At 40.4% G+C, this 20,570-nt stretch carries 28 protein-coding genes; 14 read left to right on the top strand and 14 right to left on the bottom strand.

Translation table 11 applies throughout. The features are described 5' to 3' along the window. Nucleotides 1–4: 4 nt before the first annotated feature. Both BLU33_RS25220 and BLU33_RS19635 read left to right on the top strand, forming a co-directional pair. A complete protein-coding gene (locus BLU33_RS25220; RefSeq protein WP_157682267.1) occupies nt 5–229 on the top strand; it encodes a hypothetical protein in 225 nt (74 codons plus the stop codon). A 9-nt stretch (nt 230–238) separates the two neighbouring features. Then, nucleotides 239–526 carry a type II toxin-antitoxin system RelE/ParE family toxin gene (locus tag BLU33_RS19635; protein WP_091377118.1) on the top strand — a complete coding sequence of 96 codons (288 nt, stop codon included), beginning with the start codon at nt 239–241 and terminating at the stop codon, nt 524–526. A gap of 8 nt (nt 527–534) precedes the next feature. Here BLU33_RS19635 and BLU33_RS19630 read toward each other — a convergent pair whose 3' ends face one another. Next, complete coding sequence (locus tag BLU33_RS19630; RefSeq protein WP_091377114.1) at nt 535–1,041, bottom strand: YdeI/OmpD-associated family protein; 507 nt, start codon at nt 1,039–1,041, stop codon at nt 535–537. Nucleotides 1,042–1,204: 163 nt separating this feature from the next. Between BLU33_RS19630 and BLU33_RS19625 the strand changes: the two genes are divergently transcribed. Then, nucleotides 1,205–1,630 (top strand): nuclear transport factor 2 family protein, encoded by a 426-nt coding sequence (locus tag BLU33_RS19625; protein ID WP_091377111.1) that lies wholly within the window; start codon nt 1,205–1,207, stop codon nt 1,628–1,630. 49 nt (nt 1,631–1,679) lie between these two features. On the opposite strand, the gene BLU33_RS19620 is transcribed toward BLU33_RS19625, so the two are convergent. Next, nucleotides 1,680–2,213, bottom strand: a complete 534-nt coding sequence (locus BLU33_RS19620) for a GNAT family N-acetyltransferase (protein ID WP_091377108.1) — start codon at nt 2,211–2,213, stop codon at nt 1,680–1,682. A 109-nt stretch (nt 2,214–2,322) separates the two neighbouring features. Here BLU33_RS19620 and BLU33_RS19615 point away from each other — a divergent pair, with 109 nt between their 5' ends. Then, on the top strand, nt 2,323–2,748 hold the full coding sequence (locus BLU33_RS19615; RefSeq protein ID WP_091377106.1) for a nuclear transport factor 2 family protein: 426 nt from the start codon (nt 2,323–2,325) through the stop codon (nt 2,746–2,748). Nucleotides 2,749–2,840: 92 nt separating this feature from the next. On the opposite strand, the gene BLU33_RS19610 is transcribed toward BLU33_RS19615, so the two are convergent. Together BLU33_RS19610 and BLU33_RS19605 are read right to left on the bottom strand one after the other, a co-directional pair. Further along, nucleotides 2,841–3,440 carry an NUDIX hydrolase N-terminal domain-containing protein gene (locus tag BLU33_RS19610; RefSeq protein WP_172829270.1) on the bottom strand — a complete coding sequence of 200 codons (600 nt, stop codon included), beginning with the start codon at nt 3,438–3,440 and terminating at the stop codon, nt 2,841–2,843. After that, nucleotides 3,430–4,089, bottom strand: coding sequence for a GDSL-type esterase/lipase family protein (locus BLU33_RS19605; protein WP_091377102.1), 660 nt, complete (start codon nt 4,087–4,089; stop codon nt 3,430–3,432). Before BLU33_RS19605 ends, BLU33_RS19610 begins: the two co-directional genes overlap by 11 nt. A gap of 96 nt (nt 4,090–4,185) precedes the next feature. On the opposite strand from BLU33_RS19605, the gene BLU33_RS19600 reads away from it, so the two are divergent. The 5 genes from BLU33_RS19600 to BLU33_RS19575 all read left to right on the top strand — a co-directional run bounded on the left by BLU33_RS19600 (nt 4,186) and on the right by BLU33_RS19575 (nt 9,139). Further along, a complete protein-coding gene (locus BLU33_RS19600; protein WP_091377100.1) occupies nt 4,186–4,719 on the top strand; it encodes a YceI family protein in 534 nt (177 codons plus the stop codon). A gap of 183 nt (nt 4,720–4,902) precedes the next feature. Continuing rightward, entirely contained in the window at nt 4,903–5,967 is a 1,065-nt protein-coding gene (locus BLU33_RS19595; RefSeq protein WP_091377097.1) for a sensor histidine kinase, read from the top strand. 49 nt (nt 5,968–6,016) lie between these two features. Then, nucleotides 6,017–6,667, top strand: a complete 651-nt coding sequence (locus tag BLU33_RS19590; protein ID WP_091377095.1) for a DUF47 domain-containing protein — start codon at nt 6,017–6,019, stop codon at nt 6,665–6,667. 18 nt (nt 6,668–6,685) lie between these two features. Next, complete coding sequence (locus BLU33_RS19585; protein WP_091377092.1) at nt 6,686–7,702, top strand: inorganic phosphate transporter; 1,017 nt, start codon at nt 6,686–6,688, stop codon at nt 7,700–7,702. Between the two features lie 720 nt (nt 7,703–8,422). Continuing rightward, nucleotides 8,423–9,139, top strand: coding sequence for a DUF4197 domain-containing protein (locus BLU33_RS19575; RefSeq protein WP_091377085.1), 717 nt, complete (start codon nt 8,423–8,425; stop codon nt 9,137–9,139). Between the two features lie 130 nt (nt 9,140–9,269). On the opposite strand, the gene BLU33_RS19570 is transcribed toward BLU33_RS19575, so the two are convergent. The 3 genes from BLU33_RS19570 to BLU33_RS19560 are packed head-to-tail and all read right to left on the bottom strand — an operon-like array spanning nt 9,270 to nt 11,900. Then, nucleotides 9,270–9,764, bottom strand: a complete 495-nt coding sequence (locus BLU33_RS19570) for a hypothetical protein (protein ID WP_091377082.1) — start codon at nt 9,762–9,764, stop codon at nt 9,270–9,272. A gap of 41 nt (nt 9,765–9,805) precedes the next feature. After that, complete coding sequence (locus tag BLU33_RS19565) at nt 9,806–11,338, bottom strand: carboxypeptidase-like regulatory domain-containing protein (RefSeq protein ID WP_091377079.1); 1,533 nt, start codon at nt 11,336–11,338, stop codon at nt 9,806–9,808. Beyond that, the gene (locus BLU33_RS19560) at nt 11,331–11,900 is read right to left on the bottom strand and encodes an RNA polymerase sigma factor (RefSeq protein WP_091377077.1); all 570 of its coding nucleotides are present in this window, start codon (nt 11,898–11,900) and stop codon (nt 11,331–11,333) included. Before BLU33_RS19560 ends, BLU33_RS19565 begins: the two co-directional genes overlap by 8 nt. Before the next feature lie 146 nt (nt 11,901–12,046). Here BLU33_RS19560 and BLU33_RS19555 point away from each other — a divergent pair, with 146 nt between their 5' ends. Further along, a complete protein-coding gene (locus tag BLU33_RS19555) occupies nt 12,047–12,364 on the top strand; it encodes a hypothetical protein (RefSeq protein WP_091377073.1) in 318 nt (105 codons plus the stop codon). Between the two features lie 177 nt (nt 12,365–12,541). On the opposite strand, the gene ispG is transcribed toward BLU33_RS19555, so the two are convergent. From ispG to BLU33_RS19520, 7 genes are all read right to left on the bottom strand, one after another. Further along, nucleotides 12,542–14,572, bottom strand: a complete 2,031-nt coding sequence (gene ispG / locus BLU33_RS19550; protein WP_091377070.1) for a (E)-4-hydroxy-3-methylbut-2-enyl-diphosphate synthase — start codon at nt 14,570–14,572, stop codon at nt 12,542–12,544. 111 nt (nt 14,573–14,683) lie between these two features. Further along, on the bottom strand, nt 14,684–14,944 hold the full coding sequence (locus tag BLU33_RS19545) for a Txe/YoeB family addiction module toxin (protein WP_091377066.1): 261 nt from the start codon (nt 14,942–14,944) through the stop codon (nt 14,684–14,686). Next, a complete protein-coding gene (locus BLU33_RS19540) occupies nt 14,941–15,132 on the bottom strand; it encodes a DUF2683 family protein (RefSeq protein ID WP_091377063.1) in 192 nt (63 codons plus the stop codon). The genes BLU33_RS19545 and BLU33_RS19540 overlap by 4 nt, the downstream gene beginning before the upstream one ends. Before the next feature lie 81 nt (nt 15,133–15,213). Then, a complete protein-coding gene (locus BLU33_RS19535; protein WP_091377061.1) occupies nt 15,214–15,858 on the bottom strand; it encodes an RDD family protein in 645 nt (214 codons plus the stop codon). 86 nt (nt 15,859–15,944) lie between these two features. Beyond that, nucleotides 15,945–16,961 carry a LiaI-LiaF-like domain-containing protein gene (locus tag BLU33_RS19530; RefSeq protein ID WP_091377058.1) on the bottom strand — a complete coding sequence of 339 codons (1,017 nt, stop codon included), beginning with the start codon at nt 16,959–16,961 and terminating at the stop codon, nt 15,945–15,947. A 5-nt stretch (nt 16,962–16,966) separates the two neighbouring features. Next, nucleotides 16,967–17,512 (bottom strand): PspC domain-containing protein, encoded by a 546-nt coding sequence (locus BLU33_RS19525; protein ID WP_091377054.1) that lies wholly within the window; start codon nt 17,510–17,512, stop codon nt 16,967–16,969. 19 nt (nt 17,513–17,531) lie between these two features. Next, complete coding sequence (locus BLU33_RS19520) at nt 17,532–18,236, bottom strand: SDR family oxidoreductase (protein ID WP_091377051.1); 705 nt, start codon at nt 18,234–18,236, stop codon at nt 17,532–17,534. Nucleotides 18,237–18,252: 16 nt separating this feature from the next. On the opposite strand from BLU33_RS19520, the gene BLU33_RS19515 reads away from it, so the two are divergent. The 4 genes from BLU33_RS19515 (at nt 18,253) to BLU33_RS19500 (ending at nt 20,445) form a co-directional block, all read left to right on the top strand. Further along, a complete protein-coding gene (locus BLU33_RS19515) occupies nt 18,253–18,438 on the top strand; it encodes a hypothetical protein (RefSeq protein ID WP_091377048.1) in 186 nt (61 codons plus the stop codon). Nucleotides 18,439–18,566: 128 nt separating this feature from the next. Next, on the top strand, nt 18,567–19,301 hold the full coding sequence (locus tag BLU33_RS19510) for an MlaE family ABC transporter permease (RefSeq protein WP_091377045.1): 735 nt from the start codon (nt 18,567–18,569) through the stop codon (nt 19,299–19,301). Then, the gene (locus BLU33_RS19505) at nt 19,298–20,050 is read left to right on the top strand and encodes an ABC transporter ATP-binding protein (RefSeq protein WP_091377042.1); all 753 of its coding nucleotides are present in this window, start codon (nt 19,298–19,300) and stop codon (nt 20,048–20,050) included. The genes BLU33_RS19510 and BLU33_RS19505 overlap by 4 nt, the downstream gene beginning before the upstream one ends. Before the next feature lie 41 nt (nt 20,051–20,091). After that, nucleotides 20,092–20,445 (top strand): four helix bundle protein, encoded by a 354-nt coding sequence (locus BLU33_RS19500; protein WP_091377038.1) that lies wholly within the window; start codon nt 20,092–20,094, stop codon nt 20,443–20,445. Nucleotides 20,446–20,570: the final 125 nt, after the last annotated feature.

Below are 20,570 nucleotides of genomic sequence, written 5' to 3'. Positions count from 1 at the left end.
TATTATGACGAGGCTAACAATAGAAATTGATAAAGAACGGGATTTACCTGTTCTGAAAGCTTTACTAAGTAGAATGGATTTGAGATTTCAGGTGGATGATGATGAGTGGGGTGATCTTTCAGATGCAGAAATTGAGGGCATAAAATCAGGTCTTGAAGATTTAGATGCCGGCCGTGTGCATTCACATGACAGCGTTATGGCCCATGTAGATAAAAAATTAAATAGATAGCAGATTATTGTGGCTGTAGATTTAATTTGGTCGGAAAGGGCATTAAAAGAATACGATCAGCTTCTGGATTATTTGTTAGATGAATGGGGAACAGATATTACCATAAGGGTTAGCAGAGAGATTGATCACACCGTGTTACATATCCAAAACATTATCCTGTTTTTCCAAAGAATAAAAATATACGTCGTTGCGTTGCTTCGCCCCCAAACTTCCATCTATTTCAGAGTTAATAAAGGTGTGATTGAAATAATATCACTTTTCGATAACAGGCAAAATCCTGATAAGCTTAAATTGTAATTTTCAAATCATTCTTTCCTCATCTCCCTTATCATTGTGTTGTAATCCCATCTTCTCAGCATAGCGTTAACTGTATTTACAATACGTTTTGCCCGTGTTTCGCTGGTTTTGGCGCTGTTGATCCATTTTATAAAATAATCGCGGTGTGATTTTGCAAGGGTATTAAAAAACTCAAAGGCCTCGGGTTCAAAATCAAAACATTCCATCAATTCATCAGGAATCTCTACCTTATAATCAGTATCTTCTTCAAGTTTTACTTGTAATACGGCCCCGGCATTTTTATGCATCCCTTTTCGTATTTCTGCTTTTAATGCCATAATAAAGTTGCCTTCGCCCATTGGCATCAATGCCAGCCCGCTCACCGGGAAAGCATCCAGCATACCCCGAACCCTGAATGATTTTTTACTTCCGGGCTTAATTTGCTGCGCAATATCAGCAGGAACCTCAATATAGGTCCATCCCGTTTTTTCGCCCTGTTCATTAAATTGCAAAATAATGGTGTTAAACTCAACCATGTTATTGTTGTATTTTCTATTTGTTTAAGATTTTTGAAATTATTTACATCTAATGTTAAATGTTTGTTAAATCTTAATTCCGGGATAAATTGTTTGTAACACTTCGGATGTTCGTGGTGTCATATGGGTATAAATTTAATCAATAAATTAATACACAAAAATCATGAAAACACTTAAATCAATGGTAGCAGGTATCGCATTACTTCTTGCCTGCATAACCGCAAATGCCTCAGTTAAATCTCACGCTACTCAACCAACAGAAAAAGATGTTGTAAATATTTACATTAATGCTATTGCAAATGGCAAGACAGATAATTTAGATAAAGTATTGGGTGACGATCTGCAATTTAATATGCAACGCGGCCAAAGAGTAAACACATTTACTAAAGATCAATTAATGAACTACCTGAAAAGTAATACAGTATCAGGCGAGTCGGTAAATACTACAACTACCGTTCTTTCTGATGATGACAGTTCAAGTAAAGTAAAGATCGACTTTAAATACGATGGTTATACCCGTACTGATGTAGTTACCCTCGATAAATCATTCGGTTGGAAAATAACCAGTGTGAACAGTACTTTTAAGTAAAGAACAGTAGTTGGTTCAATGAAGGCCCCGGTTTACCGGGGCTTTTTTGTTATAATTCCTTACGCATTTTAATAACGTCAAGCTGTTCGCCATTCGCCATATCGACTAAAATTTTTGCTAAGCTTTTATAACCCATTGCCCTATAAAGCGGTTCGCCGGGCAATGTAGCACCAAGTTCCATGGCTTTAAAACCATTTTTAATAGCTTCGGCCTCGCATAAATTTATCATCATTTTACCAATTCCCTGTCGGGCCCAATCGGGGTGAACAAAAAATGCGCGGATGCGTGCAGCATCAGTTGCAGGATCGAGCAAAGGATCAGCAACAGCCTTATGCTGATCGCCGCCATACAAGGTTTCCCTTTTACTCCATCCGCCGCAGGCAATTATTTGATTACCGGTTTCGGCTACATAGTAAGTTTCATCAATTAATAACTGCGTATCAACACCAAAAATGTATTTAATGGAGCTTTCAATTTGCGTTTCGGTATAATACCCTTTGCTAAGTCTACATACGGATTCAGCTATTAGCTGCTGTAAAACGGGTATATCATTAAAGATGGCGGGCCGGGTTGTAATAAGCATGTGTTAAATATCTGTTAAATCTACAAATAATCGAAAAATCTGTGCAACGTATTGTGCTTAAGTGTTGTCTAATAGGCATAAATGATTTCAAAAGCTAAATTCTTAAACCATGAAAATATTAAAACCTGTTATGCTGTTAGTCATCGCGTTGATGGTTAACACTGCTGTTAAAGCAAATAAAACCGATGAAGGCGTGCTCACTAAAACCCATGCCATAGACACCTATGTAGATGCCATGATGCGCGGAAAGCTGGATGGCCTTAATGATGTAATTGACCCCACCGCGAAGTTTAGTTTGCTACAGAAAAAGCACCTGGTTAGCTATACTAAAAAGGAAATGATGGACTTTTTGAATACCACAAAAAATATTGAAGAAGATTGCACTGTCAATACATCGGTAGTTGAAACTGATACTGATATAGCTGTAGTAAAGGTTGATATGCAGTTTAAAACTTTTGTACGCAGTAATTATGTAACCATTGCCAATACCGGCAATGGCTGGAAGATCATAAACGTATACTCTGTCTTTAATTAGGATTTGGCATTACGTTTAGTGTTTATGAGTTAGCTCCCTGCCAGGCGGGGGGCTTTTTTTGTGTTATGCATTTAAGGTATGGGCGACTTATATTATATCACAAGCTTATTAAAATATGAGGCGGCATCTTGTGCCTGCAAACCATGATCTTTGTGCCAGTTTGTAATTTTGGTATGATCCATATAATTTAGTTCAAGGCTCTCACGCGATTTTTTGAGATCGCCACTAATGTATTTGCAATAATATACAATGTGTACTGATGTATGGGGCTGACTAAATTCGCCAGGTAACCGGGTATAAAATTTTATAATTTCCGTCGGTTCCACCACCAAATTCGTTTCTTCCATAAACTCCCGTTTTATTGCAGTATCGGGGCTTTCGCCAATATCAACCCATCCGCCAGGCATACCCCATAACAGGTCGTCGCTCCTCAGTTCAAGCAATAATTGACCCTGTTCATTAAATAGCGCTCCGTTAACACCAACCTTGGGTGTAACATAGCCCAACTCTTGTTTAAACCTTTTCTTTATTTCATCGGATGATAGGCCGGTAATATCTGAATAACTATCAGCGGCTAATTGCAGCAAACGGTTATAGTTTTCAATATCGTGGTGGTTTTTACTATAATTTAAACCAAGCTGTGCAATGGATCGCAATTCGTCCAGTAGATCCAGGTAATTTTTATTTGACATATGGTTGCAATACTTTTTGCCATTTATCATAGCCTTTACTGTTTAAATGCAGGTAATCCGACTGAAACAGGCTTGAATCGGGTACAGCAGTTCCGGCTTTATATATAACAGTGGCTACATTAATAAAATGACTTTTGGGCTTATCCTTTAAATAAGTTTTTATCAGCACGTTGGCTTTATCAACTTCTGTAAAATATTTTGCCCGGCTCGGGCTTGGTTTTATCGACATAAAATAAATTTCTGATGAGGGGGATTTCTGGTTGATCATGGTCCACAGTTTGGTAAACTCATCGGCAACAAATTGTGCTGATTTTCCCGCAGCTATATCATTCTCGCCGGCATAAATAAATATTTTGCGGGCCTGGTAGGGGAAGAGTATATAGGGCGTGTAGTAATCTACAATTTGCCAAAGTTCGCAGCCGCCTACGCCACGCCTTATGATTGGTTCATTGGCGAAACGCTGCTCCAAATCGGTCCATTTGCGGATGGATGAACTGCCGATAAACAAAATGCCATTCTTTTTTGGAAAATCTAAACTATCCTGGTGTTTAAATGCCTGTATCTCATTAGCAAAAGGAAAGCCCTGCTGTGCAAATACCGGTGTAGAAAATGTAAAGGCTAAAAAGAGGAGGAACAACTTTGTTTTCATGCTGGCACTAAACTTTAACAGTTATTTTTAATCATACTAAAGTATAAAATAACAGCACATAAATAATTAAGTTTGAAAACTACGTTATATACGAATATGAATAAAAAATATATAGCCATAATTCTCTTTTTTTTGACGAATTGTGCCTTTGCACAGGTAAAACACACCGTAACAAAATCAAGCATTACCTTTAAAATAAGAAATATGGGTATCAACACCGATGGTAATATCGGTGGTTTGCAGGCCAGTATTCAATTTGATCCGGCAAATTTAAACAGCAGCATTATTGAGGCAACAGCCGATGTAAACACCATTAATAGTGATAACGACCTGCGTGATGAACACCTGAAAGGAGACTCCTTTTTTGATGTGGCGAAATACCCTAAGATCACTGTGAAATCGGTATCCATTAAGCAGAAGAGCGGCGATAATTATATCGGACAGTTTAACATAACCATAAAGGCCCGTACAAAATCAGTTGATGTACCTTTCACTTATACCGTGGCCGGTGCAAATGCCTCGTTCAAGGGTACCATGAAACTTAAGCGCAGTGATTTTGACCTGGGCGGTGGCAGCATGGTTTTATCGGATGATATTACCATAGCTATTGATGTGGAAACGAGTAAATAATTATTATGCCAACGTGTCATTGCGAGCGATAGCGTGGCAACCTCGTCGCTTGCATATTGAACGCGACGAGGTTGCTTCGTCGTTCCTCCTCGCAATGACATGTTTTATAAAACCTTTTCCCCCTTAACATAAATATAACTTTCGCCCTCCAACCCTATGGTTAACAAATCGTAACTTTAACGTATGAAATTGCGTGTATTGGTTTTAATAAACGCGGCAGCGGTAGCAGTTACCCTTTCGGCCGTAAATTACTATTTTAGGCATAGCTGGTATGATGTGATGATCACTTTTTTGGCGACCATTATCACCAGTTTTTTTGTTTTTTATTATTTGATAGAGAAATACATCTACTCAAAAATAAAATTGATCTATAAGCTCATCCATAACCTGAAATTGGGCCGCGATTTGCGCGATGCACTTGGTGAGCATGTAAGCGCCGACCCTATAAATGATGTGGAGCAGGAAGTGAAGGAATGGGCCCGCCAAAAGAAAACGGAAATTGATGAACTGCGTACGCAGGAAAAATTCCGCCGTGACTTTTTGTCAAATATTTCGCATGAATTTAAAACGCCGCTGTTTGCCATACAGGGTTATATTGAAGCTATACAGGATGATGAGTTTGACGATCTGGATATGGCCCGGGATTTTTTAACCAAAGCATCGCGCAATGTGGACAGGCTGAGCTACCTGATTAAGGATCTTGACGAGATCTCAAAACTGGAGACCGGGGAGATGGCTATCAATTACTCCAAATTTAAGATCAATGACCTTATAAAGGAGGTTTTTGAGTCGATGGAAATGAAAGCCAAACAGCATAACATAAAATTAATATTCAAGCAAAAGTATGATGAGCCGATCGCGGTAAATGCCGACCGTGAAAAGATAATCCAGGTGCTGGTAAACCTTATTGATAATTCATTAAAGTACGGAAAAGAGGGTGGAAGTACCTCCATAAGTTTGTTTGAATTGCATGACCAGGTGCTGGTTGAGGTTACAGATGACGGCATCGGTATTGAGGAAAAATACCTTCCACGCCTGTTTGAACGCTTTTTTAGAACAGATACCAGCCGCTCAAGGCAGATAGGCGGCTCGGGATTAGGGCTTGCTATTGTTAAACACATTATTGAGGCGCACCAGCAAACTATTAATGTGCGCAGTACTGAAAGTTTGGGATCTACTTTTGGGTTCACTTTGCAAAAGTCAAAGCAGTCTTTACAATTCCCTAACATTCCTGTTTTAAAGAATTAACATTAAATTAACATTGCAAACTTACCTTTGCTGAAATCCGATAAAAAGTATGTCACTTAATAGCATATTCCAGTACTTTGTACCCAAAGATAAAAAGATCTTTTTTCCCCTGTTTGAACAGGCTGCAAGTAATGTTGTAGCTATAGCAACCATACTGGTTGAAGCAGTAAACTCTGCAAACCCCGTTACAAGAGAAGAGCTATTTAAACAAATAGATAAGCTGGAAAATAAAGGTGATGAACTTACCCATCAGATATACCTGGAGCTTGGTAAAAACTTTATCACCCCGTTTGACCGTGAGGATATACATGCTTTGGCTACTGCAATTGATGATGTGGCCGATAATATACAGGGCGCTGCAAATCGTATGAGCCTTTATCGTATTGACGAATATAATGAGCATATTCGTAAATTGTCTGATCTGATTTTGCAGGGCAGCATTGATCTGGAGAAAGCTGTTCGTGAGTTAAAGGACTTGCGTAACGTGCGTGCTATTGCTGATTCATGTATCAGGATAAATAGTGTAGAAAACCAGGCCGATTATGTGTTTGACCGTGCTGTTGCCGACTTGTTTTTATACGAAAGAGACGCTATTAAGCTGATAAAATATAAAGAAATACTGGCCGCGCTTGAAACCGCCACAGATATGTGCGAAGATGCTGCCAATGTAATGGAATCAATATTAGTTAAAAACGCCTAAAAGCAACCGTATAGATAAATGGTTACCACACTCCTTGTAATTGTAGTTGCACTGGCACTCATATTCGACTATACCAATGGTTTTCATGATGCAGCCAACTCAATTGCCACCATCGTATCAACCAAAGTATTAACACCTTTTCAGGCTGTATTATGGGCCGCTGCCTTTAACTTCCTGGCTTATTTTGTTGTTAAAGACCATAAGGTAGCCAACACCGTATCAAAAATAGTGAACGAACATTTTGTTACGATGCACGTAATATTGGCTGGCCTGATTGCTGCCATTACCTGGAACTTAACTACCTGGTGGTTTGGTATCCCATCAAGCTCATCGCATACCTTAATTGGTGGTTTCGCCGGTGCAGGTATTACCAATGCCTTGTATATGGGTGCTAATGGTATAAGCGCCATCAACATAAAACTGATACTAACTACCATTGCTTATATAGTGCTTGCACCTGTTATAGGCCTGGTGATAGCCTATATTGTAACTATTATTATTCTGCATATATGCAAACGATCGAGGCCGGCAACGGCCGAGCGCTGGTTTAAAAGACTGCAATTGGTGTCGTCTGCGGCACTAAGCTTTTCGCATGGTACTAATGATGCGCAAAAGGTGATGGGTATTTTGTACGTAACGCTTATTGCATCAAACATTATTAAAAGTGGTTCGGCAATGCCCGATTGGATCCCATTGGCCTGTTACTCCGCTATCGCGTTGGGAACGATGTCGGGTGGATGGAAGATCGTTAAAACAATGGGCTCAAAGATCACCAAAATAACCCCGCTCGAGGGTGTAAGCGCCGAAACCGCAGGTGCCATTACCTTATTAATTACCGAGCGCTTTGGTATACCGGTATCAACCACGCATACTATTACAGGTTCAATTATTGGTGTAGGCTTAACCAAGCGTGTATCAGCAGTACGCTGGGGCGTTACCATTAACCTGATTTGGGCCTGGATCATTACCATACCAATTTCTGCGCTTGTTGCAGCTTTGGTGTTTGTGTTGATAAGGTTGCTGGGAGTAGCGTAATATTTGCCCAATAATAGCCTTTTTTCACCAAGCGTCATTGCGAGGAACGAAGCAATCCCCGACTATGCAGATCTGATTTGCAAGACGGTTTATCTTTCGCCTGCAGCCGCTCATTGCCGCGGAGGCTACTACTTTTGTCTTGATACAAAAGGTAGCAAAAAATCAAGTCATTAGAAATGCTTCTTTGCCGCACAAGGCCCCTGCGCTGCAAATCAGGCAAAACCTGGGCTGCTATATTTTTACCCCGCTGTCGCTACGCACTTAGCCTTTACGCTTCTGTAAAAATCTGCTATGCCCTGCCACGCACAAGGCCACCATCGTTTTGCCTGATTTCGCCCGAAGCTGTTCTACTGACGGGAAGAAAAAAAGAAAAAGCATGGGCCCTGACAACAAGGGCGGGCCAGCGTAGAGGCGGGAATGACGGTTTAGCTTTTTGTGTGATGTGAGGTACGAATGTACCGAACAGCGAAAAAAGCGTAAAGAACCGGCAGGGAGCGGGGAAGCATCCTTGTTGTCTTGATTTTTTTGGTTACTTTTGTATCAAGACAAAAAGTGACGTCTTAGCGACAAGCGGTACCATGCAAAAGGTAGCCATTAGCCCAGTTACAAACTGAAACCAGTAAAGTGTTTATCTCTGCATTTCCTACACACAACTACTCACTTACACTATTTCCACTGATTTATTTTTTCTTACAAAATCATTTTCACTAAATTGGCCCTATGAAAAAATTGCTGATACTCTTACCCATAGTTTGTTTATCCCTGTTTAGTTTTGAAACTTTAACCCGCAGCACGCAGGCATGCGCGCAGGGTACGCCATCGATATTGGATATGGCCGGAGGGATAAAAGATGCGCTTATGCAGGGCACTGCTAAAAGTACCAACCAATTATCGGCACTCAATGGTTTTTTTGGGAATGCCGCTGTTAAAATACTTTTTCCGCCGCAGGCGCAAAAGGCCGAAAAAACGCTCAGGAGCCTGGGGCTTAATAAACTTTGCGACAATGTTATTTTATCGCTTAACCGCGCTGCTGAAGATGCCGCCAAGCAGGCCGAGCCTATTTTTATTGATGCTATAAAACATATGAGTATAAGCGATGCCACTCATATACTTACTGGAGGACAGGATGCAGCTACGCAATATTTCAGGAAGGTAACAAGTGCCCAGCTGGCGGCTAAGTTTAAGCCTATTATACAAACCAGCTTAAATAAAGTAGGCGCTACCAAATACTATGGCGATGCTGCGCAGGCCTACAATAAATTGCCTTTTGTATCGCATCTCGACCCTGATATCAGCAATTATGCAACCCAAAAAGCTATTGACGGTATTTTTGTGGAGATAGCTTTAGAAGAACTTAACATCCGCAAGAATATATCGGTACGCTCAACCCCGCTTATGCAAAAGGCGTTTTCTTTTGCTGATCAGGCAATTAAATAAGGTTAGAAACAACCATCACCACGTCATCCCGAACTTGTTTCGGGATCTCATTTGATGAGTAATCAGCATGGAGTAGATTATGCAAGTGAGGTGCTGAAACAAGTTCAGCATTACTTTGATATTTACGTATTTATACTAATACATCCTCGCTGTCAAACTGCATCTTATCTTCGTAATCTAAATTCAAATCATTGGCGATCTTGTCTTTAGTAGGTCGTATTGTTATAAAATACAGTATAATCAGGCCGGATATCAGCAGGAAAAGAAAATTGCGGGTGACCATATAAGTAACGATCCCAAATAGTGAAGGGCCTTCTAATAGTGCACATCTTATAATTAACGCGGCTTGGTAGCCCATTAATTTCCCCTTTAGCGTTGGCTTGTTTATAGCTTCACTTAATCTTAGCTTATACATAAAATTAGAGGCTATAAAACAGGCAACAGCCAAAATCGGCGCAACAAAAAGAAAAGGATCTTTAGTGTTTGTAAGATCGATAAATGTGCTTTTGGTAATTGTAAATACCAGCACAGAAAAAATCACCTGGCCAACTAACAGCGCCAAATGAATTATAGTAATAGTTCTTAAAAATGTTTTAGGAGTTTGCGGCAGGTTTTGGTTGTTCATTTTTTATTGGTTTAGATAGTAGCTAATGTATAATAATTATATTATTTCTTTGCCTCAAACTTTACCCTCAATTTAACTTTTTCAGGCTTATTATTGCTGTTTTTAAGCCAATCCGGTCCGTTTTTGATCAGTTCAATAGCGGCAGTATCTGTTTTTGCCCTGATACCTTTAATTACCTTAAAATTGCTAAGCGAGTTATCGGTATTTACCATGAATGATACTTTCACTGTACCGGTTTTACCATCAGGCGATATGGCATTTTCTTTTAAATATTTTTCAAACTCATCCCATCCATTACTTGGGCGAGCCTGTGACTGCTGCGGCTCACCACTATAGCCGGTTACCACAACTTCACTTAGCGAGCTGGCATTAGGCTGCAATGCAATGGTAAGCGAATCAGTTTTTTTAGCTGTTATATCCCTGCGCTCATAACCTAAAAAGGCAACTTCCAAAACAGATCCATTAGGAACCGGTGGTAGCGCGAACTTTCCGTTAATATCTGTTACTACACTTATATTTGTGCCTTTAACTTGTACTGTAGCACCAGCTATTGGGCTGCTACCGTCAGTAACAATACCTTTTATCCCCTTGCCTGTTATTGTTGAACCACTACCTGTAATATTCTTTCTTTTTACTGCACCATAACCAGTTACTACAACTTCAGCAAGTGCATAATTTTTAACTGGTTGCAAGGCAATGATCAATGAATCCTGTTTTTTGATCATGATATGTTTAGCATCATAGCCTGAATAAGTAATATCCAGCGTTGATTTGTATGGAACTTTGGACAGTGTAAAATAACCCTGGCTGTTTGTTAAGGTACCCATGGTAGTTCCATTTATACTAACGGCAACCCCACCTAACGGGCCGTTAGCATCTCTCACCATACCCGTAATGTTTTTGCCAGCGATGCTGCTAACGCCTGCAACTTTACTATTCAATTGCTGGGCGGAATAGCCCATTACAACAGTTTCATTTAACGGGGTTGAATCCTTTGCCAATGTATTTGACTTTTTATATTCAACTGCTGCCGGAGCATTTTGCTCAAAAACTTTATCAGTGTTGGCTACAGGCGCAGCTACATCGGCATCTGCGCTTGCGCTGACAATAACGGTTTGTGTCTTGTATTTATGATGGCTGGTAATTGACTTAGGCGGTGGCTGAATTAGCGCGGCTACTTCTGTATTTTTCTTCGGCGTAGTTGGAACAAGGGTATCGGCAGCTCTTTTTGGTGCCGATAGCTCAACTTTTGCTATTTGTGGTTGATGAGAAGGACGCTGTAATATAAACCATAATAGTCCGGCAAATAAAACCAACAATACAGATGCTGCTATAGCTATAAAACGCATGGCAATAATTCTGCTCTCTTTTTTCTCAGTTCTTATTTTTAAACGAGAGGTAAGCTCTTTTAAATTTTTATCCTGTGGTTTACCTGCATTTTCATAACCTTCCAAAGCATCCAGCAAAAATGGGTCATCCTGGGCACGGCGCTCAAGCTCATACATGGAGCGGGCATCCAGCTTGCCCTCCAGGTATTTTTTTATTTGCGATATGTCCTTTTCTTGCTCAGTCATTGCTTTTATCAAGGCAGATCTTCAGGTTGCGCTTGCCGTTTTGTATATAACTTTTAACCTCTTTTAATGTAAAACCTGTAATGTCAGTTATCTCTTTATAACACTTCTCCTGCAAAAAAAATAGGTCGATGCTTTCCTTTTGTGTTGCAGGTAATTTCTGCATACATCGTTCCAAAGCAGTAAGTGCAGCTTCCTTGTTATTATCTTCAGGATGCAAAAAAGTGGCAAATTCCATAACATCATCCAAAGCAACCATCTCCATTTTTTTATCCGAACGCAACTGCATCAAACAATAATTTCGCGTAAGCACATATAACCACCCTCTGAACTGCTTTACCTCATGCTGTTTTACCTTTACAATTAACTCTTCAAATACACCCATTACTGCATCTTTCGCTATTTCTTCGTCTTTTAAATACTTTAGGCAAACCCCATAAATTAAGGGCATATACCGTTCAAAAAGTTTACCCAAAAACGCGATATCACCGCTTTGGCGGTAATTATCCAGCAATTCATCATCGTCAGGATTATCAGGTTTTATTGGTTTATGCCGAAGGCTCATTAAGTGCTGCAAAGTAATTTTTTTCAATCGTTTATGAAAATCTACTTTGCAAGAAGAAATCTAAAAGAAATCTCCGAATGTACTCATGCCAACTAATGCATACAGCGTTTTAAAAATTGTAAATTGCATTAAACAATTTTTCAATTATGGGACGCATAGTTATAGTAGGCTACAAGCCCAAAGCAGGCAAAGCCGAAGCACTGAAAGTTTTAATGCAAACGCATGTACAACGGTTAAGGCAGGAGGGCCTGGCAACCGACAGGGAATCCATACTAATGGAAGCCACTGATGGCACTATTGTTGAAGTTTTTGAATGGGTATCGGCCGAAGCCATACAAAGTGCGCATACAAACCCGGCTGTGTTGCAAATGTGGGGTGAGTATGCCGAGGTTTGTGATTATGTGCCTGTGGGTAGTTTGGCAGAAGCCGGGAATTTGTTTTCGGATTTTACGCCGGTTGAGTGAAAAGGGAATCTTTTAAATTAATGTCATTTCGAACGATAGAGAGAACTATCTCTTGAGCAGGCGGTGCTTGGGCAGAGCGAGCGAAAAAATCTTCTGCATCATACACATCCGCTTTGCATGTCGAAGAAGATTTCTCCTCATACCTCGTTCGAAATGACAAACAAAAAAATACGAAGTTTACTCAACCTCAATCCAATTCCCATCTTCCCTGATAATCCCTATCAGTTCATCAAGCGCATTGGTTGAGGCTATATTTTTCTTAACCGCTTCCTTACCTCTGTATAAAGTAACCTTACCAGGGCCTGAGCCTACATAACCGTAATCAGCATCGGCCATTTCGCCGGGGCCATTTACTATGCAACCCATAATACCAATCTTTAAGCCTTTAAGGTGACTGGTCCTGCTGCGGATCATTTGTGTAGTCTCCATCAGATCAAACAAAGTACGGCCGCAGCTTGGGCACGAGATATATTCGGTTTTGGAAATACGTGAGCGGGTAGCCTGTAAAATGCCGAAAGCGGTTGAGGTAATGATATTAGCAGGTAATTGCGGAGCATCTATCCAAATACCATCGCCAAAACCATCAACTAATAAAGCACCAAGGTCTGTGGCTGTATAAAGTTGGAGGAGGGTTGTGAAGTCATTACTTCCAGACTTTCCAACTTCCGGACTTTCGGACTCAAAAATATAACTTCTTTTCACAATCACTGGGACATTCAGCTCCAATTCTTCCATTTTAAAGAAGAAGGAACGCTGATCACTCATGCCATTTAGCGCATCGGTTTCCAGTACAAAAACCAGTGAGCTATTAAAAGGCAGTAAGCCGAACTCTTCTGAATCAATATCGGCAGCTTTTATTTTTACCAGGTCTAAGGCTGAAGAACGGTCGTCAGCATCAATATATTCCTTTAAGGTAAATACAGGGTGACAATTAATCTTGCTGGCCAGTTTTTGCCAGGTTTGATAATTATACAGCTGCTTTAAATTAGCCGGGAACGTGAATGAAGGAAGCTCACCAGCCAGATAAACAAAATCCACCGATTGCTCGGCCATATTGTATTTATCAAGCAATGGCGAGTATAAATAGCCAGCATCAGCCAATATAGCAGGGTCTTTTAAATTAGCTTTTGACAGATCTATCACCACCCTCGGCACCATATGGCCTCCAATGAAAGCGTTGGCTTCGTAAGTTTCGCGTTTTTTGTATTCGTAGGGATTGTGCTTTAAGTCCTCAGTCTTAAGTTCGGAGTTCTGAGTGATATTTGAAGTTTCTGACTTCTGACTTTCGGCTTTCGACTTCCGACTAACATATCGTTCTACCAATGCGATAGCCACCGGTGCTTCAGCTTCGGGTTCTTCTGTTAAGGATACGCGGACGGTATCGCCCAGGCCATCTTCTAGTAGTGTACCAATGCCTACAGCAGATTTTATACGGCCATCTTCGCCATCACCGGCCTCGGTTACGCCAAGGTGCAGCGGGTAGTTCATGCCTTCAGCTACCATGGTTTCAACCAGTAGGCGATAGGCTTGCACCATCACCTGCGGGTTGCTCGATTTCATGGAGATCACCAAATTATAGTAATTCAACGCCTCGCACATGCGCATAAATTCCATTGCAGATTCCACCATACCCTGTGGCGTATCGCCATAGCGACTCATGATACGGTCGGACAGTGAACCATGATTAGTACCTATACGCATGGCGGTGCCATACTCCTTGCATATTTTAACCAGCGGCGCAAATTTTTGATTGATACGTTCCAATTCAGCCTGGTATTCCAGGTCGGTATAATCTATCTGGTCGAATTTCTTTTTATCGGCATAATTGCCGGGGTTTACACGTACTTTTTCAACTATGCGCGCGGCAACTTCGGCAGCGTTTGGGGTAAAGTGGATATCGGCTACCAATGGAGCAGTGTATCCCCGCTGGCGTAATTGTTTCTTTATCTCTGCTAAATTTTGTGCTTCCTTTATACTTGGCGCGGTAATACGCACGTATTCGCAACCCGCCTCAATCATCCGGATGGATTGTTCAACGGTACCGATGGTATCCATGGTATCGGTGGTGGTCATGCTTTGTATGCGGATGGGGTTGTTACCACCCATAGGTACATCGCCAATAAAAACCTCACGGGTAACAAAACGGGAGTATTCGGTTAGCGAATTACAATAACGGCCTTGCAGCAATTTAACAGCATCAGTATTCATGCACAAAATTTATAATGCAAAAATACGAAATATGATTTATGCTTTTATTGATGTAAAGTTTAAAGCTTGTAAAGTTTGGGTTAAAAAAGAGATTTAAAGAATAGCTTAGAATTATTTATAATGTCCTCTTAAAGAAAGAACATATACAAATTCATCAACTATTTCATACACTAGCCTATGTTCTTTGTTAATTCGTCTTGACCAAGTTCCCGAAAGACTATGTTTTAGAGGTTCTGGCTGACCAATACCGGTATAGGGATCTATATTGATAGATTCAAGCAGTTCCTTTATTTTTTTAATAATTTGTTTGTTCCCGCTTTTTTTGAAATAATCAAGATCGGCATCTGCATTTCGGGTAAATTGTATAATCACAGATCAGCAATATTTACAGTTCTGGTTTCACCGTTTTTAACTTGTTCTCTGCTGTCTTTTATTTTAGCAATGAATTCAGGATTGTAAGCGGATTTTTCCTCTTCAAACGAAATCTTAAAAGCTTTCATAAAAGCTTTTAAAGCTGCCAGTTGTTCTTTATTATCAGGATGAACGATGAGAGTTTCCATATACAAATTTAATATAATTAGTTCAAATAATTCTATATACAGTTTTTATTGCATGGTTACACTTACTTACAACTATTCCCCTCAAATCAACCTATCCTTTATCACCAGCGTCTTCGCCACCATATCATGCAAACACTGCTGCTGCCGGTTAAAAAAGCTGAATAAATAGCCGGTAAACAAAGTAAGTACCGATAATAGCTTGGCGCAGTTTCTGCATACGGATCTGCCAACGCTTATCCTTTCGCCCTGCATATCGCATACCTTTATTTTGAGTATCTGCTTGCCATAGGTGGCTTGTTTTGCCGAACTTTCCATAATGATGTGATAAATAATCTTCACCAAAGGCATTATGCCCAGCAGACTGAAAGCTATAATTATTTGCGTTTGGTTATCTTTTACCAATAATATGGCGATAAAACCTAAAAGTATAAAAACGCAGAATATCATGAACCAATCCAGCATCGAAGCCAGCAAGCGCTGGTCAAATCCGGCAAAGTATTGGGGGATGATGTGCTGTGTGCTAAAACCAAGGAGCTCGCGCAGTTCGGCAACTTCATGGGCCTCTTTGTAATCATCCATTTCGGCTGATCGTACAAAATCATTGAATTTTATTTGCTGATCCTTTAATTCCTCAACAGTATATGGCCCTTCAGGCTTGCCGTTAATTACCAGCAGGTAGCTTGTTTCGCCAGAGGGCTTTAATGTATGGAATTTGGAAGTTGGCATGAGCTTTTTATAAAACTAAAAAGTTGTGAAATTGAAAGATAGGATAACCTTTCAACTTCACAACTTTTAACCTTCAACTATTTTAATTAGTAGCGGTGTACGTTAAAATCGGATATGCCGCCGTTTATATTGATGTTGATTTTATTTGTGGCAGTTTCATAACCGGGTGTTTCATAGGTGTCATCATCCTTTTTGGTGAAACCATCAAAATCTGTAGATGACAGGCCAGAGTCGGTTTTGATTCTGCAGGCTGCGTTTTGTGGGATCTTTATGTCAACACTCGCCATCCCTGTTGAAACTTCAACATTGGTAAGTGCCTGCGGCTGACCTAATTTTACATTAAATGATGCAGCACCGCCGCTTAATTTAAGTGTACGGATCTTGAATTTGGTAAGATCAAAATCAAGCGAGGTAGCCCCTGTTTCTACACTGATATCCCATATCGGGTTTGGGTTCAGCTTAAAGGTTGCCGAATTTGATTTATCATCACCAGTGCTCCAGTTAAAATGACCGCCTTTTTTATCCTTCATTTTAAAATCAAGAATATAGGTTGATCCTTCATTACGATGCGAGAACTCATATTTGCCAAAATGCTCTTTAGTGTCAGCTTTAAACAATTGGTTGGTGGTATCGCTTAACAGGTATTCAGTACCGCCGCCACTTATGTTTAGCTGGGCAATTTTTGCATCGGCGGTATATGGCGTGTTGAAACCATTATTACTTTCAACTTGTACAATGCCACTTTTGGTTGTGGTGGTAGTATCGTCATCATCATCGTCGTTGTTGTCATCATCCTTATCGCTATTGTCGTTATCGTGGTTATCATTATGAAAACTGTAATACATTGGGAAGTTCATCCTGTCGCCAAAGCGGCCAAATAAAAGCAATCCAAAACCTAATACAATAACGCCTATCTTTAATATAGTGGCCAGTGGTGTTCTGTTATGTGCAAATACCAGGTTAACACCTGCAATTATCAGGAACATTGGCCACAGGTGCCATATATTACCCCAACGGAAATCAATGTATCCAAAATTATCAAGCAGGATAACCGCACCTATCAGTACCAGGATCAGGCCTGGAATTAATTTATCGTTTTTCATGATATTTATATGGTTGGAGGGTTATCATTTTGTGAATTATCTTCAACTACAGGTTCAGCTGGTTTTTCATCAACTGCATGCCAGTTGTCGTCATGCCATGGTTTTCTGCGTTGGCCTGCAACTATTAATGCTATACCAACACCAACTAAAGCTAATGGCCAAAGGCGGTCAAAGTCCCAGTCGGGGATAAGGTCATATTCATTCAGCAGGAATAAAGCGCCTAAAAAGATCAGTATCACACCAACTATTAAGCCTCCATTTGATTTCTTTTTGGGGCTGTAAGCTGTGGCATCAAAAGGTGGTATAGGCGGCATAGTAGGGGGTACGGTATAATCAACCCCCGGATTGTTGTAGCTATTAAAGATATAGCCTTTTTTAGGCAACACTATCCACATAATAATGTAAGGCAACAGGCCCACACCCATAATAATTATAGTAAATGCGAATATTAAACGTACTACGGTTACGTCCATATCAAAATATTCAGCGAGGCCCGCACACACACCGCTTATCATTTTGTGCTGCTCATCGCGGTATAGTTTCTTTTCCATTGTTTTAGTTAGTTAATAGTTAAATCTGCCCGCCCGCCGGTTTGATGATGATCTCATCAACATTAGCGCCCGGGCTTATATGATATATATTTATAATGGCCGATGCTATGTCTTCCGGCAACACCATCGAATCTTTTTCAACTTTCACTCCATCCCAGGAGGAGGTTAATGTTGATCCGGGGATAATGGCCGTTACCTTTACGCCATATTCCTGCATCTCAAGTCTCATTACCTTAGTTAGACCCAGTAGCGCAAATTTTGTTACACTATAAGTGCCTGCTGCCGCAATGGGATTTAAAGCGGCTACTGAGCATATATTAAACAAATGACCTTCTTTTGCAGCTATCATTTTTTTGCCAAAATAGCGGTACAAATGGTATGCAGCGCCCACGTTGGTGTTGATGCTTTTTTCAAAGGCATCGTCGGTATCGTCCAATATGCTGGTGGGCTCATAAATGCCGGCATTGTTTACTATAATGCTTATAGCGCCTAATTGTTCCTCGGCAGATTGGGCAAATTGCAATACCTGTGCTTTAACGCTAACATCGGTAGCTGCTGTAAATACTTTAATGCCGGGGTTAACGGCTAACAGCTCGGCTTTAAAAGCGGCCAGGTCGTTTTCATTACGGGCGCAAATAGCCAGGTTTACTCCTTCATGTGCAAAAGCAATGGCTATTGCCCTGCCCATGCCTTTGGTTGATGCGGTAATGAGTGCGTTTTTCATTTAATATTTGTTTTAGTTGGCTAAGTATAGCGGAAAACCGAAATACTTATACAACAAATCTAAATTTATTTTTAAAGGACCGTTTATTCCATTTGGCAAAGCAGGGCAAATTTTCGGTAAACAGGCAGAAAAGGGCGGTAAAAAAGCAGAAAAGGGCGGTAAAAAAGCAGAATATCATGGGTGCAGGTGGTTATTCGGTTAGAATTTTGTGATTTAAAGATAAATACAAGCTCTAATTTTACATTTCGCTTAGTTTTAAATGTTACCGATTTGCAACAATAGCTAAAGCTTATTGTTAAAAGATGTATTTTTAGCCAAACTTTTGAAATCATAATGTTTCACAGCTTAGGAAAATACATACTCTTACTGCGCTTAAGTTTCAGACGACCGGAAAAGTTCAGTGTTTACTGGGCCGAGGTAATGCGCGAAATGGTTTCAACAGGTATCGGCTCATTGGGCATTATTTCCATCATCTCCATATTTATTGGCGCGGCAACTACCATACAAATAGCTTTCCAGTTATCAAGTCCGCTTGTGCCCCGCAGTATTGCAGGCAGTATTGCCCGCGACACGACCATATTGGAGTTTAGTCCAACCATATCATCACTGGTATTAGCAGGGCGTGTGGGTTCAAGCATAGCATCGCAAATAGGTACTATGCGTGTGAGTGAACAAATTGACGCGCTTGAAATTATGGGAGTAAATGCTCCCGGATATTTAATATCGCCTAAAATTATTGCAGGCGTAACCATGGTGCCGCTACTGGTTATTGTATCAATAACTTTAGGTATCGGCGGTGGTTATTTAGCTTGTATCGTATCAGGCGATGTATCTCCATCTGATTATCTGGTTGGTGTGCTTGATGGTTTTAACGGGTTAACAGTACGTGTTGCACTGGTTAAGGCTACTGTTTTTGGGTTTATCATTGCATCAATTTGTGCCTACCAGGGTTTTTATACCAAGGGCGGCGCGCTTGAAGTTGGTCAATCGGCTACCAAAGGTGTGGTATACAGTTGTGTTATGATCTTATTTGCCGACTTAGTAATAACCAGTATAATGCTATGATCGAGATCAAAGATATATATAAAAGTTTTGGCGATAACGAGGTATTAAAGGGCATAAGCGCGCTGTTTAAACCCGGTAAGAATAACCTTATTATCGGTGGATCAGGTTCCGGAAAAACTACTTTGTTGAAATGTATAGTAGGCCTGCACGAGCCTACCAAGGGGCAGGTTTTTTTTGACAGCGAGAATTTTACCGAGATGGATTTCGAACAGCGGGTACCTATCCGTACACAAATAGGCATGCTTTTTCAGAATTCGGCATTGTTTGATTCCATGACGGTTGAGGAAAACATTATGTTTCCGCTGAATTTATTTACCAATAAAACCAAGGAAGAAAAGCTGGAAAGGGCTAATTTTTGCCTGGAGCGCGTTAACCTGAAAGGTACAAATAAGCTATTCCCGTCGGAATTATCCGGGGGGATGAAAAAGCGTGTGGGCATAGCACGGGCCATATCCATGCAGCCAAAATATTTGTTTGTTGATGAGCCAAACTCGGGCCTCGACCCAAAAACTTCTATCCTGATAGATGAACTGATCAATGAATTAACAGAAGAGTATCAAATCACCACAGTTATTGTAACCCACGATATGAACTCGGTAATGGGCATTGGCGATCACATCATATTCCTGCACCAGGGCAAAAAATGGTGGGAAGGCTCGAATCATGAAATTGCGCATACTGATAATAAAGAACTAAACGACTTTGTATTCGCCAGTAAATTCATGCGGGCAGCAAAAGCGAAGCTGTGAGTTAGTATCAAGTAGCTAGTATCAGGTATCAAGATTAGGAAATGCATAATTTTAAAGAGCTAAAAGCTTGGCAAGCTGGGATTGAGATTTGTAAAGTAATATTTGAGTTAACGAAGCAGTTTCCGGGTGAGGAAAGATTTGGGTTGATATCTCAAATGAACCGATGCGCGGTATCAATCCCATCTAATATTGCAGAGGGCTGTGGAAGAAAATCTAACAAAGAATTATATCAATTTCTTAATATTGCACTCGGTTCTTCTTTTGAGCTTGAAACGCAGCTAATTATCGCTAAGGAATTTAATTACTTGACTGCTGAAAAAGCAGATGCGATTTGTGAAATGATAGTTCAAGCTCAAAAAATGCTAAATGGCTTGCAGAAAAGCGTTAAAATATAATGTAGTAGCAAGTAGCAAGTATCAGGTATCAAGATTACTTTGATACCTGATACTGATTACACATACAATATGGCTCAAGATGACAGCAAAATCTTGATACTTGATACTAAATACTTGATACTCAA

The organism is Mucilaginibacter mallensis (assembly GCF_900105165.1).
Lineage (GTDB): Bacteria > Bacteroidota > Bacteroidia > Sphingobacteriales > Sphingobacteriaceae > Mucilaginibacter > Mucilaginibacter mallensis.
The sequence above is the reverse complement of the archived record's forward strand: the minus strand, read 5'-3'. Positions and strand labels throughout refer to the sequence as shown.

Bases quoted from the DNA above. Each gene is read 5' to 3' on its own strand.
- BLU33_RS25220 (WP_157682267.1), top strand. From the start codon at position 5: ATGACGAGGCTAACAATAGAAATTGATAAAGAACGGGATTTACCTGTT.
- BLU33_RS19630 (WP_091377114.1), bottom strand. From the start codon at position 1,041: ATGGTTGAGTTTAACACCATTATTTTGCAATTTAATGAACAGGGCGAA.
- BLU33_RS19625 (WP_091377111.1), top strand. From the start codon at position 1,205: ATGAAAACACTTAAATCAATGGTAGCAGGTATCGCATTACTTCTTGCC.
- BLU33_RS19620 (WP_091377108.1), bottom strand. From the start codon at position 2,213: ATGCTTATTACAACCCGGCCCGCCATCTTTAATGATATACCCGTTTTA.
- BLU33_RS19615 (WP_091377106.1), top strand. From the start codon at position 2,323: ATGAAAATATTAAAACCTGTTATGCTGTTAGTCATCGCGTTGATGGTT.
- BLU33_RS19610 (WP_172829270.1), bottom strand. From the start codon at position 3,440: ATGTCAAATAAAAATTACCTGGATCTACTGGACGAATTGCGATCCATT.
- BLU33_RS19605 (WP_091377102.1), bottom strand. From the start codon at position 4,089: ATGAAAACAAAGTTGTTCCTCCTCTTTTTAGCCTTTACATTTTCTACA.
- BLU33_RS19600 (WP_091377100.1), top strand. From the start codon at position 4,186: ATGAATAAAAAATATATAGCCATAATTCTCTTTTTTTTGACGAATTGT.
- BLU33_RS19595 (WP_091377097.1), top strand. From the start codon at position 4,903: ATGAAATTGCGTGTATTGGTTTTAATAAACGCGGCAGCGGTAGCAGTT.
- BLU33_RS19590 (WP_091377095.1), top strand. From the start codon at position 6,017: ATGTCACTTAATAGCATATTCCAGTACTTTGTACCCAAAGATAAAAAG.
- BLU33_RS19585 (WP_091377092.1), top strand. From the start codon at position 6,686: ATGGTTACCACACTCCTTGTAATTGTAGTTGCACTGGCACTCATATTC.
- BLU33_RS19575 (WP_091377085.1), top strand. From the start codon at position 8,423: ATGAAAAAATTGCTGATACTCTTACCCATAGTTTGTTTATCCCTGTTT.
- BLU33_RS19570 (WP_091377082.1), bottom strand. From the start codon at position 9,764: ATGAACAACCAAAACCTGCCGCAAACTCCTAAAACATTTTTAAGAACT.
- BLU33_RS19565 (WP_091377079.1), bottom strand. From the start codon at position 11,338: ATGACTGAGCAAGAAAAGGACATATCGCAAATAAAAAAATACCTGGAG.
- BLU33_RS19560 (WP_091377077.1), bottom strand. From the start codon at position 11,900: ATGAGCCTTCGGCATAAACCAATAAAACCTGATAATCCTGACGATGAT.
- BLU33_RS19555 (WP_091377073.1), top strand. From the start codon at position 12,047: ATGGGACGCATAGTTATAGTAGGCTACAAGCCCAAAGCAGGCAAAGCC.
- ispG (WP_091377070.1), bottom strand. From the start codon at position 14,572: ATGAATACTGATGCTGTTAAATTGCTGCAAGGCCGTTATTGTAATTCG.
- BLU33_RS19540 (WP_091377063.1), bottom strand. From the start codon at position 15,132: ATGGAAACTCTCATCGTTCATCCTGATAATAAAGAACAACTGGCAGCT.
- BLU33_RS19535 (WP_091377061.1), bottom strand. From the start codon at position 15,858: ATGCCAACTTCCAAATTCCATACATTAAAGCCCTCTGGCGAAACAAGC.
- BLU33_RS19530 (WP_091377058.1), bottom strand. From the start codon at position 16,961: ATGAAAAACGATAAATTAATTCCAGGCCTGATCCTGGTACTGATAGGT.
- BLU33_RS19525 (WP_091377054.1), bottom strand. From the start codon at position 17,512: ATGGAAAAGAAACTATACCGCGATGAGCAGCACAAAATGATAAGCGGT.
- BLU33_RS19520 (WP_091377051.1), bottom strand. From the start codon at position 18,236: ATGAAAAACGCACTCATTACCGCATCAACCAAAGGCATGGGCAGGGCA.
- BLU33_RS19505 (WP_091377042.1), top strand. From the start codon at position 19,298: ATGATCGAGATCAAAGATATATATAAAAGTTTTGGCGATAACGAGGTA.
- BLU33_RS19500 (WP_091377038.1), top strand. From the start codon at position 20,092: ATGCATAATTTTAAAGAGCTAAAAGCTTGGCAAGCTGGGATTGAGATT.